The 16018-nt window shown below is 43.6% G+C and carries 18 protein-coding genes; 2 read left to right on the top strand and 16 right to left on the bottom strand.

Features of this window, described 5'->3' with window-relative positions; all coding sequences use genetic code 11:
- Window positions 1-104: 104 nt before the first annotated feature.
- The 4 genes from ACTNBR_RS05860 to ACTNBR_RS05845 form a co-directional block, all read right to left on the bottom strand.
- Window positions 105-311, bottom strand: a complete 207-nt coding sequence (locus ACTNBR_RS05860) for a hypothetical protein (RefSeq protein ID WP_441017040.1) — start codon at window positions 309-311, stop codon at window positions 105-107.
- 6 nt (window positions 312-317) lie between these two features.
- Window positions 318-1247 (bottom strand): GNAT family N-acetyltransferase, encoded by a 930-nt coding sequence (locus ACTNBR_RS05855; protein ID WP_427806553.1) that lies wholly within the window; start codon window positions 1245-1247, stop codon window positions 318-320.
- A gap of 941 nt (window positions 1248-2188) precedes the next feature.
- Complete coding sequence (gene galT, locus ACTNBR_RS05850; protein ID WP_427806552.1) at window positions 2189-3679, bottom strand: UDP-glucose--hexose-1-phosphate uridylyltransferase; 1491 nt, start codon at window positions 3677-3679, stop codon at window positions 2189-2191.
- Window positions 3680-3717: 38 nt separating this feature from the next.
- Window positions 3718-4998 (bottom strand): galactokinase, encoded by a 1281-nt coding sequence (locus ACTNBR_RS05845; protein WP_441017034.1) that lies wholly within the window; start codon window positions 4996-4998, stop codon window positions 3718-3720.
- 237 nt (window positions 4999-5235) lie between these two features.
- On the opposite strand from ACTNBR_RS05845, the gene ACTNBR_RS05840 reads away from it, so the two are divergent.
- Window positions 5236-6234, top strand: coding sequence for a LacI family DNA-binding transcriptional regulator (locus ACTNBR_RS05840; RefSeq protein ID WP_427806550.1), 999 nt, complete (start codon window positions 5236-5238; stop codon window positions 6232-6234).
- A gap of 71 nt (window positions 6235-6305) precedes the next feature.
- Here ACTNBR_RS05840 and ACTNBR_RS05835 read toward each other — a convergent pair whose 3' ends face one another.
- Window positions 6306-6938 carry a histidine phosphatase family protein gene (locus ACTNBR_RS05835; protein WP_427806549.1) on the bottom strand — a complete coding sequence of 211 codons (633 nt, stop codon included), beginning with the start codon at window positions 6936-6938 and terminating at the stop codon, window positions 6306-6308.
- A 107-nt stretch (window positions 6939-7045) separates the two neighbouring features.
- On the opposite strand from ACTNBR_RS05835, the gene ACTNBR_RS05830 reads away from it, so the two are divergent.
- The gene (locus ACTNBR_RS05830; RefSeq protein ID WP_427806548.1) at window positions 7046-7525 is read left to right on the top strand and encodes an S-ribosylhomocysteine lyase; all 480 of its coding nucleotides are present in this window, start codon (window positions 7046-7048) and stop codon (window positions 7523-7525) included.
- On the opposite strand, the gene ACTNBR_RS05825 is transcribed toward ACTNBR_RS05830, so the two are convergent.
- From ACTNBR_RS05825 to ACTNBR_RS05775, 11 genes are all read right to left on the bottom strand, one after another.
- Window positions 7513-8040: a 5-formyltetrahydrofolate cyclo-ligase gene (locus tag ACTNBR_RS05825; protein ID WP_441017031.1), complete on the bottom strand. Its 528-nt coding sequence runs from the start codon at window positions 8038-8040 to the stop codon at window positions 7513-7515. The two genes, ACTNBR_RS05830 and ACTNBR_RS05825, sit on opposite strands and share 13 nt — an antisense overlap.
- A 10-nt stretch (window positions 8041-8050) precedes the next feature.
- Window positions 8051-8272 carry a DUF896 domain-containing protein gene (locus ACTNBR_RS05820; protein ID WP_427806546.1) on the bottom strand — a complete coding sequence of 74 codons (222 nt, stop codon included), beginning with the start codon at window positions 8270-8272 and terminating at the stop codon, window positions 8051-8053.
- Window positions 8273-8318: 46 nt separating this feature from the next.
- Entirely contained in the window at window positions 8319-8693 is a 375-nt protein-coding gene (locus ACTNBR_RS05815) for a hypothetical protein (protein ID WP_441017028.1), read from the bottom strand.
- Window positions 8694-8748: 55 nt separating this feature from the next.
- Entirely contained in the window at window positions 8749-10416 is a 1668-nt protein-coding gene (locus ACTNBR_RS05810) for a putative polysaccharide biosynthesis protein (RefSeq protein WP_441017025.1), read from the bottom strand.
- Between the two features lie 28 nt (window positions 10417-10444).
- A complete protein-coding gene (gene ybeY, locus ACTNBR_RS05805; protein ID WP_427806542.1) occupies window positions 10445-10939 on the bottom strand; it encodes an rRNA maturation RNase YbeY in 495 nt (164 codons plus the stop codon).
- Window positions 10936-11943 carry a PhoH family protein gene (locus tag ACTNBR_RS05800; RefSeq protein ID WP_427819822.1) on the bottom strand — a complete coding sequence of 336 codons (1008 nt, stop codon included), beginning with the start codon at window positions 11941-11943 and terminating at the stop codon, window positions 10936-10938. Before ACTNBR_RS05800 ends, ybeY begins: the two co-directional genes overlap by 4 nt.
- 3 nt (window positions 11944-11946) lie before the next feature.
- Entirely contained in the window at window positions 11947-13212 is a 1266-nt protein-coding gene (gene yqfD / locus ACTNBR_RS05795; protein ID WP_441017022.1) for a sporulation protein YqfD, read from the bottom strand.
- A 20-nt stretch (window positions 13213-13232) separates the two neighbouring features.
- Window positions 13233-13520 (bottom strand): sporulation protein YqfC, encoded by a 288-nt coding sequence (gene yqfC / locus ACTNBR_RS05790; RefSeq protein ID WP_427806537.1) that lies wholly within the window; start codon window positions 13518-13520, stop codon window positions 13233-13235.
- 61 nt (window positions 13521-13581) lie between these two features.
- Entirely contained in the window at window positions 13582-14337 is a 756-nt protein-coding gene (locus ACTNBR_RS05785) for a hypothetical protein (RefSeq protein ID WP_441017019.1), read from the bottom strand.
- Between the two features lie 5 nt (window positions 14338-14342).
- Entirely contained in the window at window positions 14343-15143 is an 801-nt protein-coding gene (locus ACTNBR_RS05780; RefSeq protein ID WP_427819819.1) for an NYN domain-containing protein, read from the bottom strand.
- 307 nt (window positions 15144-15450) lie between these two features.
- Window positions 15451-15999 carry a biotin transporter BioY gene (locus ACTNBR_RS05775; RefSeq protein WP_441017017.1) on the bottom strand — a complete coding sequence of 183 codons (549 nt, stop codon included), beginning with the start codon at window positions 15997-15999 and terminating at the stop codon, window positions 15451-15453.
- Window positions 16000-16018 lie beyond the last annotated feature (19 nt).

The following is a 16018-nucleotide window of genomic DNA, read 5'->3' as shown; positions in this document are numbered from 1 at the left end:
TTACGGTCCTGGCATAGATGGGACAGATGGGCGGGGCTGACTAGTTCAAAGACGGGAGTATGATAGCTGAAATACCATTCAATATAACGGAGTAATACGGATTATTATTTTGTGTGATTATATTCTCTCCTTTTTCGGCTGGTAAGTTTGATTCCTTCATTGATGACAGCAATCAGGCAAACGGCAAATAATTCGTGTATCGGTATTTTCGGGCCGGCAGATGTCGATTCAAATACTCGGTGCAGCACAACAGTATGATCAATGCTCTCACGCCGTTTATCTGGGTGTTTGAATGGAATTTCTTTGTCCATACTATTCTACCTCAGTTTCCCCAAAATACAGAGATCATAAATACTCCCATCCTTCACAACGGCCTGTTTCATCGTGCCTTCCATTGCAAATCCATTTTTCTCAAGGACTTTTTTGGATGCATTGTTTGGATTATATACCAGCCCGGTGATCCGCAAAATATCAAGCTCATCAAAAGCAATTTGACATATTTGCCGGACTGCCTCTGTCATAATTTTGTCCGCCCACTCCCGAGTCCGCTCAGACGCAGATTTCAATTTCCGGATCTCTTTCTTATGCTTTTCATTTTCCCGCCTTACAAACGCATCCTTCCGGTTCTTATTCTCCCACCAGCTTGAGAAATTTCCCGCCTGCACCTCGATCGTCTTCCGATTCAAAACCAGAACATGATTGATGCAGGCATCCAGCAGATCCCTGTCATGGGAAACCAGTATAAATCCCTTCTTTCCGACAAAATATTTCTTTACAATTTCCCGGGAATCCTGATCCAGATGATTCGTCGGCTCATCAATCAGAAGAAAATCATTTTCCCTGGAAAAAAGAACCGCCAGCATCACCTTCGTTCGTTCGCCAAAGCTCAGCGTTTCGAACGAACGATATAGCACTTCGCCATCCACTCCAAGCTTATCCAGCTCACAAAACACTCTCCATTCCTCACATCCCGGTTTCCACGCCTCGATCAATTCAAAAGCCGTTTTCTTAAAATCCTCCGTCTTTACCTGGTAAGGAAAATAATCAACAACAACACTTCTGTTGATCGCCCCCAGATATTCATACTTTCCCAGCAGAAGATTCAAAAAAGTCGTTTTCCCCTTCCCGTTCCTCCCGACGAACCCAAGTTTCCAGTTCGTATCAATAGAAAATGAAACATGCTCAAATATATTGTCCGGACTTCCTTCATAATAAAAAGTAAGATCATTCACACTGATCTGTGCCATAATTAACCCTCCGATCCCGTATCGCCCTAAAGGACAGCCCCACAACCAGTCTAAAATCTCACAAAATCGCACCAAAAAAGAGAGGTTATGAGAACATAATCCACTTTTGGCAACACGAAAAAATGCGAAATGAAAAAATCATTTCGGAAAAAATCCATTTTCATGCTCACAAAAGTCGATTATCTTCTCATCTTTTCACCTCTCTCTTTCAAATTCTCTCAAATTAATTGTAATTATACACTCCGTCTCTACAGATTACAATACTAATATAGCATCTCGAAAATAACTGGACGTTATACTAGAAGTAATAAAGCACCCGTCATAATCCCTATACCGATCACAACGATAAAACCTCCGCCTATCTGCTCCAACAATCGCCCGGGCTCAGACAACTCCGGATTATTATATTTCCACCGGCTCAGGAAAAAATGAACTCCATCCGGATTCAAAATAGTCACAATCCCTAATACATACACAAGAACACCCAAAAACGCAATATACGGTCTTGATATCGTATCCTCATTTCCAAAACGGACATCACAAATCGCCTGAAACTCAAATTATTAACTATTACATGTTGAACATGCTTTTTCTATCATCAACCAAACATCCCTGCTTATACCGTACTTAATTCATATTTTCTTCTAAAAGTACATAATAATTATCATTCACAACTTATCATCTTAATATTTTCCCAGGATAAGCCGTAAGGCGCCATCCGTCCCTCAAACAACCTTACTCCTAAAGTTTTGCAAAGCACAGCCCCGCCCAATCCCATGTTGTATTCCGGACCGTAAAAAACGCCGGCACTTGATGGCAGGAGTCGCCGGGCAGGCGACAACCTGGCATCATAGTACCGCTGCGTTTTTTCCCGAGCGCAAGCGTGTCCGGAATACAATATGGAATTGGGCGGGGCGTCCCTTTACAAACTAATTCCCCTCTTACAAACTACTTACAAACCGATCAAATGCCTTCTGTCCATCCTCTGTCTGCTTATAAACTCCGGCGTCTTCCAGCACCTGACTGAATACCTTACCAATCTCTTCATGAAGAATATCCATAATATTTCCTTCATTCACCTCGCTGTAATTCGGAAGGAATTCCTCAACCCAGTCAGCATGCTTCTCCAGCATTTCATCTGCACGGATATCGCTTCCTGCAAGGATCGCTTTGGCAAGCTCTTCCATTTCCTGTTTCAGTCTCGCCGGGAGTACGGCAAGTCCCATCACTTCGATCAAGCCGATATTCTCTTTCTTGATATGATGAAGTTTTGCATGTGGATGGTATACACCCAGCGGGTGCTCTTCTGTCGTGATGTTGTTCCTTAGAACCAGATCCAGCTCGAACTGTCCGTTTCTCATACGTGCGATCGGAGTGATCGTATTGTGCGGTTCTCCGTCAGTCTCAGCGAAGATAAATGCTTCTTCGTCTGTATATCCTCTCCAGACTTCCAGGATGTGGGCTGCCGCTTTGATGAGGCGCTCTTTTTCACGGCTCTGAAGACGGATAACGGACATCGGCCATTTTACAATTCCTGCATGGACGTCTTCGAATCCCGGAATCGTACATTCTCTTACAACCGGAGCTTTTGCCATGGCAAATTCATGATTGCCGCCCTGGAAATGATCGTGGCTTAAGATGGATCCTCCTACGATCGGGAGGTCAGCATTGGAACCAACGAAATAATGTGGGAACTGTGTTACGAAATCAAGGAGTTTTGCAAATGTAGCTTCCTCAATCTTCATCGGTACATGCTCGCCGTTAAATACGATACAGTGTTCATTGTAATACACATATGGTGAATACTGGAATCCCCAGTTTTTGTCGTCGATTACAACCGGAATAATTCTGTGGTTCTGGCGGGCCGGATGGTTTACACGGCCTGCATAACCTTCATTTTCTTTACAGAGAAGGCATTTCGGATATCCGCTCTGTTTCGCCGTCTTTGCCGCAGCGATTGCTTTCGGATCCTTTTCCGGTTTTGATAGATTGATGGTGATCTCAAGTTCACCATATTCTGTGGAAGTAAGCCATTTCTGATCCTTTTTGATACGGTATCTTCTGATGTAATCACTGTCCTGACTTAATTTATAGAAATAATCAGTCGCGCATTTTGGTCCTTCCTGATAGAGTTCATTGAAATTTGCAATTACAGTACTTGGAGCCGGAACCAGTTTTCCCATAATCTTTGTATCGAACAGATCACGGTAAACAACAGAATCTTCGATCATACCCCGGCTTACTGCGTAATCGGTGATCTCTTTCAGAATGTCCTCAAGTTCCACTTCTTCCGGGATCTGTTCCGGTTTCTCATACTCGGACAGATTGAGTGCTTCCAACACCTGGTTTGTAACGTAAATCTCATCTTCTGCCGCTACCAGTCCTGTTGTTCTACCATACTGCATCAGTTTCGCAACCGCTTCATAAATCATTTCTTTTTCTTCCTTTCCAACTTCTTTATGCTGAATTATTACATTACTTTCATTCCGCCGTATTTACGCACTTTCAGTACATGACATGCGCCCTCTCCGAATACGGCATCCAGTGCTGCGCGGTAAGTTTCCACGAAATCATTCTGTACAAAAGCCTGAATCGTTCCGGCGAATCCGCCTCCGTGTACACGACATACTCCGTGATCTTTCAGAGTCATTTCGCTGACTGCAAGTGCAATGGACATGCTCTGATTCTGTACGTCCTTGTTGGTATAAATGTTCTGCAGATACTTAAAAGATGAATCGCCGGACTGTTTGATCATTTTCAGGAAGCCTTCGAAATCTCCGTTATTTAGTGCGTTTACCTGATCTGTCACTCTGTCATTATCTTCGAAAAAATGCAGCGCACGAAGCACCGGGCGGTCTCCTGTCTTCTCGCGAAGTGCAGCAATATTTGCATAGAAATCTGCTTTTGGAACTTCACGAAGGAATTCTTTTCCGAAGAATTCTGCAACGAGCTTCATTTCTTCCGGAATCTTTGCATAGTCATCGGTAAGATCGTGATGAGATCCCTTTGTGTCAACGATGCAAAGGCTGTATTTGTGTTCTTCAAAGTCAACATTTACTTTCTCTACGATCGGTTTTGCCGGATCTGCGAAATCAATGTGGATCAGTCCGCCGACTGCACATGCTGTCTGATCCATCAGTCCGCAAGGTTTTCCAAAGTATACGTTCTCTGCATACTGTCCCACCTGCGCGATTTCAACCATGCTGATCACCATATCGTTATATAATCCGGATATGATGGTGCCGATGATCGTCTCAAATGCTGCGGAGGAAGACATTCCTGCACCGTTCAGCACATCGCTTGTCACATACGCGTTAAATCCGCCGACTTTATATCCTCTTTCACTCAGTCCGGCAAGCACACCGCGGATCAGACCGGCTGAAGTGCTTTCTTCCTCCGGACGTTTTTTCAGCTCGTCAGCACATAGTTCGATCATTCCGTAACCGTCTGAGTAAACGTTCACGCTGGAATCCTCGTTCTTATTTACGATCGCGATGGCATCCAGATTAATTGAAGTTGCCAGAACCATGCCGTGCTGATGATCGGTATGATTGCCGCCTACTTCGCTTCGTCCCGGAGCACTGTAGATTTCTACTTCCTGTTCTCCGAAGATCTTCACATATTCGCCAAGCGCTCTCACATAGCGTTCTTCCTGATATCCAATCACTCCCTCGTCTACGTAAATATCTCTTAACAGTTCTCGAAAAGCTCCGGCTTTCATTTCTTCCACAATCTGATTGATTTGTCTCATGACGTTCCCTCCGTTTATTTCGTACATTTTTGATTAACTAAATCATACAACATATTTAGTAAATATTCAATATAAATTTACTAAAATTTATGCACAAATTTACTGCTTGATTTTTGTGTAAAGTGAAGGATAAGTACGGAAATATCCTTTTGTACGCAATCTTTATCTTTCATTTTCCATTTGAGTTTGCTATAATAGTAAAATATAGTAAACTTGCAAATATCAAGGGGGACTTTTATGGCAACCATTAAAGATATCGCTGCAGCGGCAAATGTTTCGGCAGCGGCTGTTTCCAGGATTTTAAATAATGACGAGACACTCAACGTCTCACCGGAGACACGTCAGAAGGTTCTGGATACTGCCAATAAGATGCATTATGTTAAAAGAAATCGCGTTTCCGTGAAGACGGCGTTCACCATGGGGATCGTCCAGTGGTTTTCTTCCCAGCAGGAACTTGAGGACAGCTACTATCTCCTGATCCGCCAGGGAATCGAGGACTACTGCATTTCACATAATATACAGGTGGTAAGAACATATAAGAGTGATGTCAATTATTTTGACGCGTTAAAAGACGTAGATTGCATTATTTGTATCGGCAAATTCAGTAAAACAGAAGTTGAATCTCTGGTAAGCTTAAATCCAAAGATTCTGTTTCTTGATATGCCGGTTAAAAATCCGGATATCTCCACAATCATGATCGATTTTGAACATGCGGTAAAGCTTGTGATGGATTATTTGACCGGACTTGGTCACAAGGAAATCGGTTTCCTGACCGGCAAGGAATATGTCAGCCCTGAACAGCTTTATCCGGATTACCGCAAAAAGGTGTTCGTGAGCTATTGTGAGGAGCATCAGATTCATTATAAACCATATCTCAGGGAGGGATTATTCCGAATTGATTCCGGCTATGAGATGACTTGTGATTTGATCCGAAGCAAAACGCTTCCGACGGCGATTTTTGCAGCCAGCGATCCTATCGCCATGGGTGCGATCAAGGCACTTACGGAATACGGATACCGAATACCGGACGACATCTCGGTGATTGGGTTTGATGATATCAGCATCGCCGAATTTACGACGCCGCCGCTCACAACGATCCATGCGCCTGCTTATAATATGGGACATTACGGTGCGTCGATTCTGCATCATATCATCCGGCAGCAGTCCGGTACTGCGATGAAGATCCAGCTCCCCTGCTCTCTCGCGGTAAGGGAATCCTGCGCCGCCCCTGAATAAATAGAAAAAACCGGAAGAGAATGTAAAATAATACATGCTCTCCCGGTTTTATTTATTCCTAAGTTTTTCTTTTACCAGTCTGCAACCTCTTCCCGGTAATATGTAACAGCCTCTTCCAGTATATGAGCCTTGCCGTCTTTTACTTCCACAACGGTAACTGCACAATTTTTATGGACTCCGCTGCCCCAGAATTGTTCGATTGGCGCTTTCTTGATCAGACGCAGCATACCACATAAAGCCGCACCATGCGTGGAGACGAGAATCGTTTTATCTGCAAGCTCTTTCTTATGAAAGATCTCTTCCAGAAATGCATGCAGCCGTTCAGAAAGCTGTTCGAAGGACTCTCCTCCCTGCGGAGGGTCATATTTCTCCGGTGCCAGAAAGAAATTCCGAAATGCCGGATCCGGAATATTATAATCATGTCCTTTACAGATCAATCCTTCATATTCACCAAATCCCATCTCCATAATCCTTGTGTCTTCGATCATCGGGATCTTCCGGCCCCCGATCACAAGTTCTGCCGTTTCCTTTGCCCGAAGAAGCGGACTCGTATAGACCACCTCAAAGGGAACAGTCTGAAGTGCCGGCGCTGTTTCGCGGGCAAGCTTTCGTCCGAAGTCATTGAGGGGAATATCCACCTGTCCCTGAAGTCTTCGTGTCTTGTTCCAGTCGGTCTCACCATGCCGTATTAAATAGAGTTTCATTTTTATGCCTCCTGACTCTCTTTTGTTCTCTGTTCGCCTACTTGTTATTTTTATCATTCCACGTTATAATTGAATACAAAATGATGTATATGGAGGAAATGATTATCATGAAGAAAATTACCAGTTTTACCATAGACCACCTCAGACTGATTCCGGGGCTCTACGTTTCCAGGAAAGATTTTGCCGGTGACTGCCCTGTGACCACCTTTGACATTCGTATGACCAATCCGAATGAAGAACCGGTTATGAATACGGCTGAAGTTCATACCATTGAACACTTAGGTGCCACCTTCCTTAGAAATCATGAAGTTTATGGAGATCGGACACTTTACTTCGGTCCGATGGGATGCAGGACCGGTTTTTATCTCCTTCTGACCGGCGATTACGAATCCGAAGATATCGTGCCACTGATGAAGGAAATGTTTACCTTTATAGCAGAATATACCGGAGATATACCGGGTTCCTGTGCGAAGGACTGCGGAAATTATCTGGATATGAATCTCAGAATGGCAAATTATCTTGCCAGAAAATACCTCGATGAAGTTCTGAATGATATCACCGAAGAGAGACTGCATTATCCTGCATAAATATGAGATTCTGTCACGATACAGTCCGGTTTCAGATCAAACGGTTCTGCCGGAACCTGTTCCACGATTTGCAGGTCATATGCAGCAGCTATTTTATAAACTGAATCATATCCGGCGAAATACCGGTCGTAGTAACCGCCGCCGTAACCGATTCGGTTCCTGCTGCAGTCAAATGCGACTCCCGGCATAATAACAACTGTCCTGCTGTCATGTTCACGGATAACAGGGCAGTTCTTTTTCGGTTCCGAGATTCCCCATTTACCAGGGATCAGGTCCTTTTCCGACTGGATCCGGGCAAATACCATTTGTGAGCCGATGAGCCTGGGAGCAGCGACATGTTTTCCCATTTTCTGCGCTTTTTCCCAGATCAGACCGGTCTCCACCTCATGATTAAAATCAAGATAAAGAAGGATGCTCTCTGCCTGTACAAATTGCTCACAGGAAACAATTTTCCGGCAGATTGCTCTACTCTTATCCGCTACTTCATCTTTAGAAAGTGCGGATCTTCTTTTCAAAATTTCTGTCCTAATTTGCTTTTTTGTTTCCATACTTTTCTCCGAGGTTTGTGATTGTTCCATCCTTTTCCTGAATCGAAATATTATTCAGCTGCCCCCGGAGGCTCATTTTAAATGCTTCAATATATTCACGGCGCAGAATCTGCTGTTCTTTTTTTTCTTTTTCCGTCAATCCTTCTGCCTTTGATTTATGATACAGCTCGTTAATACGGGCAATTTTTTTTTCATCCATTTTCTTTTGTTCCTTTCTGTTATGTCATCCGGAGGTCCGGCGAACTTTAGCTGGAATAATTTTCCAGAAATCCATAGAGTTTTTCCGTTCCTTCGATGATCATTCCATTTTTGATTTCATTCTGATACGTATCGGGCAGATCAGAAATCAAAATATTTGTATATTCATAAACCGTTGTTCTATCGTTCATATAGACGACAACGTAACCGTTCAAATCTTTCAGATAGTACAGTTCATCTTTCTGAGCATCTCCCTGTGTACTTACCGTTTTTTGCTGACTGATACTGTTTTCAGTCTGCTCTTTTTCCCCTTCTTCCACAAGTTCCTGAGAATATCGATATTCTGCCCGATATCCGTAAGTGACCACAGCCATAAGAACTAAAGCGATTGTGAAAAGGCCAATACCATATTTTTTTCCCATAAGGACAACTCCTTTTTGTATACAGTATCAACCATTTTCACAGAATTATACAATCTTAGTATGCACTGTCGTTCAATAAATGAAGTTTACGGCAAATGCTGATCAGTGTTGCGCCTTTCGGCATGGATAAAAGTTCATCTTCCGTAAGTCCTCCCATTTTCAGCAGGCACACGGCATAGACAATCACAGCCGTGAACAGTGCAACTAACGTCGCAAATCTTCCGCCAACAAAAATATCGAGTACCAGGTGTGCGAGGTATGCCGCGATTCCCATGATACCGGCTGCGATTCCCGGAATCACAAAGGTTCGCTGGCGTTCCTGAACATATCCGCATGCTTCACGGATATCATGCGAATTCATGATACACATGCTAAGTGAGAAAACGATCTTGCTTACAATCACTGCATAAAGTCCCCACTTAAATACGACCATCATGATAAACAGGGAGACCAGATGAAGGATCAAAGACACCGTTGCATTCTTCACCGGTTTCATCATTCGGTTCAGTCCCTGAAGTACGGCATTTGTAATGGTGGAAAGTGAATAGAAAATCAGCGAGATCGCACCGATCTTCCAGATCATGTTCTGCATCGAATTATCCACGCTCGGCCAGATGAAATTCATGATCGGTTCTCCGAGTACAAAGAATCCAACCGCACTTGGGATTGCAATCAGCATCGTATATCTGGCCGCCATATAAATCCGGTTATGTACCAGTTTGCGCTCATGGCTCTCATACGCACGGACCAGCCCCGGAATCATGGAAGATCCAAGCGCATTTGCGACGGCAAGAGGAACATTGAATAAAGTATAATACTGACCTAATTTACCAAGTAAGGTAACACATTCTTTTTCCGAAAATCCCTGCGCTGTCATAATCTTGTTGAACATGGCACTGTCAACGACATTACTTAAATTATATACGGTCGTACTCAAGATGACAGGTGCGATCGTAAGAAGCAACAACTTGAAGATCGTCTTATAATCCTCAGTGTGCTTTGATCGGTCCATGCGAAGCTGTTTCTTCTGAATAGACTTATAAGCACAATAACTGAATCCCAGAAATACAAGGCCCATCAGAGCACCTGCCACGGTACCAAGGGTACCGCCTGCCGAAGAATATGCAGCCGCCAGAAGTTCGTTGCCCTGGGTCTTTGCTACACTTTCTCCATACTTCAAAAGCATCGCAGCACCGACAACGCTGACTACCGCATTCACGATCTGCTCGAGTATCTGGGAAAGTGCAGTCGGAATCATGGTTCCGAGTCCCTGAAAATATCCTCGCAGTACACCCATGATCGATACGATCAGAAGTCCGGGTGCCAGTACCTTAAGTGCATAGGAACTGAGCTTCGCCCCCATAATATTTGTTGCAATCGTATCTGCCCCTAATAGTACGACCAGTGTGATCAATCCTCCTGCCACAAAGGCAAAAAGCATAGCTGCCTTGAAAACACGATATGCATTTTTTCTTTCTCCTTTTGCCATTCTGGCAGAAACCAGCTTGGAAACAGCGAGCGGTAAGCTGTAGGATGATATTGTAAGAGCAATTGTGTAGACCTGGAAAGCGATATCGTAATATCCCTGTCCATCGAGCCCCATAAAATTCAGCATCGGGATCCGGTATATGAAACCTATGATTTTTGTGATGATACCTGCCGATGCAAGGATGATTCCTTGTGCAAGAAATCCTCCGCCTTTCGATTGTTTCTTTTTTGCCATATAGCACCTCATTTATCTCATTTCCAGATTATCGGGTTATTCCCAGTCCGTCGAGAATTTCCCGCTGTTTCTTCTCCATCACCGCACGTTCCTCTTCTTCCATGTGATCGTACCCCAGTAAATGAAGCATACTGTGCGCGATAAGAAATGCATATTCCCGCTCGACCGTATGTCCGTATTCTTCTGCCTGCTCGACCACTTTCTGTTTGGAAATGACAATGTTTCCAAGCATCAGTTCTCCGGTGTCCGGATCAAAACAACTCTCATCTTCTTCCAGAAATGCAAAATCCGCGGGAGACTCATATGCGATCATCGGGAAAGAGAGCACGTCTGTTGCACGGTCTATATCCCGGAATTCCCGGTTCATCTCACGGATCTCTTCATCCATGGTCAAAAGGAGCTCCACTTCGGATTCATACGGACACTGTTCATAATCCAGGACGGCATCCCCGACTCTTTGGGCGACTTCCTGATAATTGAGATCCAATTCCAGATCTCCTTCATTTTCTAAATAAATTCTCATCTTTCGTACCGTTTCCTTCTGTCCTTGCTTCTCTTTTTCTTAAGTTCCGTTTTCTGTTCATAATCTTCATATGCTTTGACGATCTTCTGTACCAGAGGATGCCGAACAACGTCTCGGCTGGTCAACTGACAGATGGAAATTCCATCGATATTCTTTACTACGTTGATTGCCACATCCAGACCGGATGTCTGACCGGATGGAAGATCTTTCTGTGTCGAATCACCGGTAATCACCACTTTGGAGCCAAAACCGATTCGTGTGAGGAACATTTTCATCTGAGCCGGAGTTGTATTCTGTGCCTCATCCAGAATAATAAACGCATTATCCAGTGTTCTTCCACGCATGTAGGCAAGCGGTGCAACTTCGATCAAGCCTTTCTCCGAATTCTTCTGAAAACTCTCCGCACCCATGATCTGGTACAATGCGTCATAAAGTGGACGCAGGTAGGGATCGATCTTACTCTGCAAATCTCCCGGAAGGAAGCCAAGCTTCTCACCAGCTTCGATTGCAGGCCGCGTCAGAATGATCCTGCCCACTTCATTCTGCTTAAATGCGGTGATTGCCATTGCCATCGCAAGATAAGTCTTTCCTGTTCCTGCAGGGCCCAGACCAAAGGTGATCATATCTTCCCGAATGGCATCTACATATTTCTTCTGTCCAAGCGTTTTCGGTTTGATCGGCTTACCCTGAAGTGTATAACAGATCAAATCTTTGTCAATCTCCAGGACACTTTCGGTGCTGTCATCCATTGTCAGTGATAGGGTATAGTCTACATTCTGTTCCTGTATAACATTCCCGCGGCGAGACAATTCTGTAAGCTGGGTAAGTGTCCTCTCTGCACGTTCTACATTACGCTCATCACCAAGAATCTTCACTTTTCCGTCTCGTGCGATTAACGTCACATGTAATGTACGTTCTATCTTTTTGGCAAAAACATCGAACTGTCCGAAGACATTCCGTTCGTGTTCTGCCGGTATCTCGATTTCAGTCTCAAGAATTCCCATATCTCAATTTCCTTCCTGTTGCGTATCTTTAGCATCACTTGATGGCAGCTCCTTTTTTGCAGTCAGGTGTTTCGAGCCAATTGTTTCTGCAAGTGTCAGAGTACCCCTGGCAGATGCACGCGCAGTATCACTGTATATTTTAACATTATTCTCCAAAATTTGAACCCCTTTTTTCTCTAAATTAAGACAGAATTTTTGAAAATCAGCAGACAATTTTTCCTGATACTCTTTTTCCTGATGTTTTTTATTGACCGGCTGATATTCCTCGATCACATCCATGCCCAGAGTGACAGGAAGCCAGAAATGTTCACCAATACAAAAACGCTTCTCAAGTGTAGTATATGTTTTGTGTGCAAATTCATTCTTTCCGGTTCCCAGTTTGAATAAATACTGATCCGTTTCTATCCAACATACATATTTCTTATTTCCTGTCCTTTTTTTTATCTCATAAGTGATCGGCAGACTGTCTTCATAGGAATATACTGTTTGCGCAGTAATATCAGCATCAGCCTGATGGTACTGATATCCAATGACTTCTTTTGCATCATTAAGAATTTCAACTGTACCACTCACAAGGATATCTCCTTTTTGTACCGAATCTCCCTCGTGAACCATTGGAACACCTTCCCGCGTTATGATTTCAAGAATGATTCCGTCCTTTTCCGCAATAATATCTGCCGGCTGTCCATTTGCACGATCCAGCTCAGAGTCTTCTGTTTCCTCCATGACCCGGTCTGTATTTTCTTTCACACGGATCATGAGACGTGTTCCGGTTACATATGCCGACGCCCAGATTACATTATCGTATTCCTTCCGGATATCCCTAACGATCTGGTCACAGTCTACTTTCGATTTTAACATTCCATGGTAGATTCCTTCTGATTCCAAAAATTCCAGCATGGTCTCGTCTGTCCGCGAAAGATTCCCGTCGATATGGATATTCCATACAAAAAGCGACATGACATAAACAAAGATAATACAGAAGAAGATTCCACCGAAAAACAGCTTCCGTTTTCGGTATTTGTGTAAAAAAAAAGGAAAGCCTGCCCGCTCCATGATCACAACCTTCGTTCTCGTTTTGCGTATAACAGGCTTTAATTCGCGAAATCCACGGACACTGATATTCATTTCGTATGCGTGTCCGCACGGTTTTAAATTCCATAGATAGATTCCATGATAACTGCAGAGATTGATGAAACGCTCCGGCGAATATCCTTCCACCCTGATTCTGAGATATCCGGAAATATATTGTAAAACGGCAATCAGCATACACTTTTCAGCCCTTTCTGCTATAGATACTCAACCTTCTCCACTCGTCCCGTGATTTTCATCTCGTCATTTGTGTAATAAGCAATCTGAAGATTTTTTCCGGTGATCCTAATCTGTCCGCATTTACTCTTTATGCGTATCAGGATATCTGTATACTCCAGAATCCCGCGATAATTCTCAACGTTTACTTCCAACTGCCCTGTCATGGTCACTATGGGGACACCAAGCATAACATCTTTCGGCATATTTGCCGCATCCGCAATTCGATATCCCAGCATTTTCCCATTCTGGTCTGATTCCCGTCTCATAGTTCTGCCATTAACCATTTTGTTGTAAATATATGTTGGTCACTGGCTTTATATATCTGCTTTATTTGAAGTTTTTGAATTTTTCCGGCAGCATTTTTCCTGCTGATGTATGAATTTCAATATATCCCATCTCAGATGCGATGAACCGTACACAATGTTCGCTGTCTTCTGCGGGCTGTACCGGACTTCCTATCGTAATCGTATTCTTTTTCACATTCGTCGAAAATGCATACTCACTTCCAGGTCCTAGCATACAGATCGGATTTCCGTTAAGGAAAAACGAATCCTGACATCCCTCATATCCTCCCTTTTCTGAAATGATATGAATTGTCGCCGGCATTTCCAGACAGTCGGCATCATTGACCGGGTTTTGTTTTACAGCTTCATTCTGCTGCTGGGCATCCCATGGATTCTGCGCCTGATTCCACTGGTTCTGCGCCTGATCCTGGTCGTTTGGCTCTCTGTTTAAACGATAGCCCTGGTTATTCTGAGAAGGATTCCATTGGTTCTGTACCTGATTCCACGGATTGGATGTCTGTGACGTCTGATCCACTTTCGGAGAATTCTTCGCTGCCACATAAGACATGTATCCTCCGATCACTGCTCCGACACAGCCTAAAATAAACGCACCTGTGAAAGGATCATCATTCGGGAACAACAAAGCCATGAGGATCGCCCCTGCGAAGCATCCGGTAAATTCCATTCCGAACCATAGCGCAAGTGTCATAATACGATATTTTCTCGGGCTCTGCCCATTTGCTGCGGCATTCTTACCATTTACACGCCACAGCCATATTAAACAAACAATCTCTAACATATGAATCACTCCTTTTCTTTTCCATTCTTCTGCTTCTCTGTTTTGATTCTGCAGCAGATCTGTTTTTGACCATTTTCTAAAGGTAATTTCTTAACTTCATAATCCCCAAGAGAACGAATAAATGGTGTGAGCTTGGAAAATCCATAATTACGTACATCAAAATCCGGCATCCTCTTGGAAAGCTGATCTCCTAATTTCCCGGTATAAATCCACCCTTCATCATCAGAAAACTTCTCGATGATTGCATTGATCGTTCTTCGTACCCGCTTTAAGTCTTTCTTCTTTCGTTTGCTCTGTGAAGATTTCTGATGAACTTTCTCAGTACTCTTCGCGTCGTCTGCCTTTTCACACATTTCCTCTTCCTGCTGGCTGGCACAGATCAGATCCAGATACTTGAATTGATTGCATGCCGAAATGAAAGGCTGAGGTGTTTTCTCCTCTCCCATTCCGATCACCTGCATACCAGACTCTCTCAGTCTCGAAGCAAGACGGGTGAAATCACTGTCTGACGATACAATACAGAACCCGTCTACATTTCCGGAATACAGAATATCCATCGCATCGATGATCATCGCCGAATCGGTCGAATTCTTGCCGGTAGTATAGCTGTACTGCTGCATCGGTATAATTGAATTCTCCAGAAGTACATTCTTCCATGATGCAAGCCTCGGGCTCGTCCAGTCTCCATAAATTCTCTTATATGTGGCGATACCGCTGTTCGCTGTCTCGTCCAGTATCGTCTTAATATATTTATCTGAAATATTATCCGCATCAATAAGGATTGCGAATCTAAGTTCACTGTCCATCCTGTTATAACCTGCCTTATTCATTTTTTATACTGACATTATTCTATCATTTTCTTTTACCATAGTCACATAAAATCTCTATAAATTTTTATATATAAGAAAAAGAGACATGATTCTATTCCAAAATCATGTCCCCGGCTTAATTTATGATTCTATCTTTCGACATTTTTCCCACAAGAATTCTACGGCATGCACTGACCGGATACCAGCTGCACCCCTCACAGATGTCCTCCAGCATTTCCGGTGTCATTTTCCTCGTTGTACCCTTTCCCGCTATATGCCTGCGTGCATAATAAATGATGTGGTCTTAATTCCATTGTAATGCCGCTCCCAGTCTTTTATGAATCTGAAGTCCAAGCACAGATGCAAGAACCGCCTTAATAATCGCCGTAGGAATAAACGGAAGAACACAGGCTGAAATTCCTGTCCATACCGGCGCTTTCGCAATGATACAGAACATGATAACGCCAACAACATAATTGGAAACCGTTCCAAGAATCAGCATCAACGTAAACATTCCTTTTTTATCTTTGTGTTCCACTCCGATTCCGATAATAAATGCCATGATTGGGAAGGAAATGATGAATCCGCCTGTCGGTCCGATCAAATTCTGGATTCCACCACTGAATCCCGCAAATACCGGAATTCCCACTGCTCCCATCAGTACATAGACCAGAATGGAAAGTGCACCTTTTTTAGATCCAAGGATGACAGCGGCAAGTGTAATCGCAAAGGTCTGCATCGTCATCGGAACCCCCATCGGCATCGGAATCGAAATCTGTGCCATAACCGCCGTCAGCGCCGCCATGATTGCAATACTGCATATATCCTGAACTGATAATTTTGATTTTTGCATATCAATATGCCTCCATTTC

It is taken from the genome of Bariatricus sp. HCP28S3_F11 (assembly GCF_052065395.1).
Lineage (GTDB): Bacteria > Bacillota > Clostridia > Lachnospirales > Lachnospiraceae > Allocoprococcus.
The sequence above is the reverse complement of the archived record's forward strand: the minus strand, read 5'-3'. Positions and strand labels throughout refer to the sequence as shown.

What these genes read in the sequence shown, in the direction of transcription:
- ACTNBR_RS05815 (WP_441017028.1), bottom strand. Translation starts at nt 8,693, where the DNA reads ATGGGAAAAAAATATGGTATTGGCCTTTTCACAATCGCTTTAGTTCTT.
- ACTNBR_RS05855 (WP_427806553.1), bottom strand. Translation starts at nt 1,247, where the DNA reads ATGGCACAGATCAGTGTGAATGATCTTACTTTTTATTATGAAGGAAGT.
- ACTNBR_RS05785 (WP_441017019.1), bottom strand. Translation starts at nt 14,337, where the DNA reads ATGTTAGAGATTGTTTGTTTAATATGGCTGTGGCGTGTAAATGGTAAG.
- ybeY (WP_427806542.1), bottom strand. Translation starts at nt 10,939, where the DNA reads ATGAGAATTTATTTAGAAAATGAAGGAGATCTGGAATTGGATCTCAAT.
- ACTNBR_RS05810 (WP_441017025.1), bottom strand. Translation starts at nt 10,416, where the DNA reads ATGGCAAAAAAGAAACAATCGAAAGGCGGAGGATTTCTTGCACAAGGA.
- ACTNBR_RS05835 (WP_427806549.1), bottom strand. Translation starts at nt 6,938, where the DNA reads ATGAAACTCTATTTAATACGGCATGGTGAGACCGACTGGAACAAGACA.
- ACTNBR_RS05800 (WP_427819822.1), bottom strand. Translation starts at nt 11,943, where the DNA reads ATGGGAATTCTTGAGACTGAAATCGAGATACCGGCAGAACACGAACGG.
- ACTNBR_RS05840 (WP_427806550.1), top strand. Translation starts at nt 5,236, where the DNA reads ATGGCAACCATTAAAGATATCGCTGCAGCGGCAAATGTTTCGGCAGCG.
- yqfD (WP_441017022.1), bottom strand. Translation starts at nt 13,212, where the DNA reads ATGCTGATTGCCGTTTTACAATATATTTCCGGATATCTCAGAATCAGG.
- yqfC (WP_427806537.1), bottom strand. Translation starts at nt 13,520, where the DNA reads ATGAGACGGGAATCAGACCAGAATGGGAAAATGCTGGGATATCGAATT.
- ACTNBR_RS05780 (WP_427819819.1), bottom strand. Translation starts at nt 15,143, where the DNA reads ATGGACAGTGAACTTAGATTCGCAATCCTTATTGATGCGGATAATATT.
- ACTNBR_RS05845 (WP_441017034.1), bottom strand. Translation starts at nt 4,998, where the DNA reads ATGAGACAAATCAATCAGATTGTGGAAGAAATGAAAGCCGGAGCTTTT.
- ACTNBR_RS05860 (WP_441017040.1), bottom strand. Translation starts at nt 311, where the DNA reads ATGGACAAAGAAATTCCATTCAAACACCCAGATAAACGGCGTGAGAGC.
- ACTNBR_RS05820 (WP_427806546.1), bottom strand. Translation starts at nt 8,272, where the DNA reads ATGGATGAAAAAAAAATTGCCCGTATTAACGAGCTGTATCATAAATCA.
- ACTNBR_RS05830 (WP_427806548.1), top strand. Translation starts at nt 7,046, where the DNA reads ATGAAGAAAATTACCAGTTTTACCATAGACCACCTCAGACTGATTCCG.
- ACTNBR_RS05775 (WP_441017017.1), bottom strand. Translation starts at nt 15,999, where the DNA reads ATGCAAAAATCAAAATTATCAGTTCAGGATATATGCAGTATTGCAATC.
- galT (WP_427806552.1), bottom strand. Translation starts at nt 3,679, where the DNA reads ATGATTTATGAAGCGGTTGCGAAACTGATGCAGTATGGTAGAACAACA.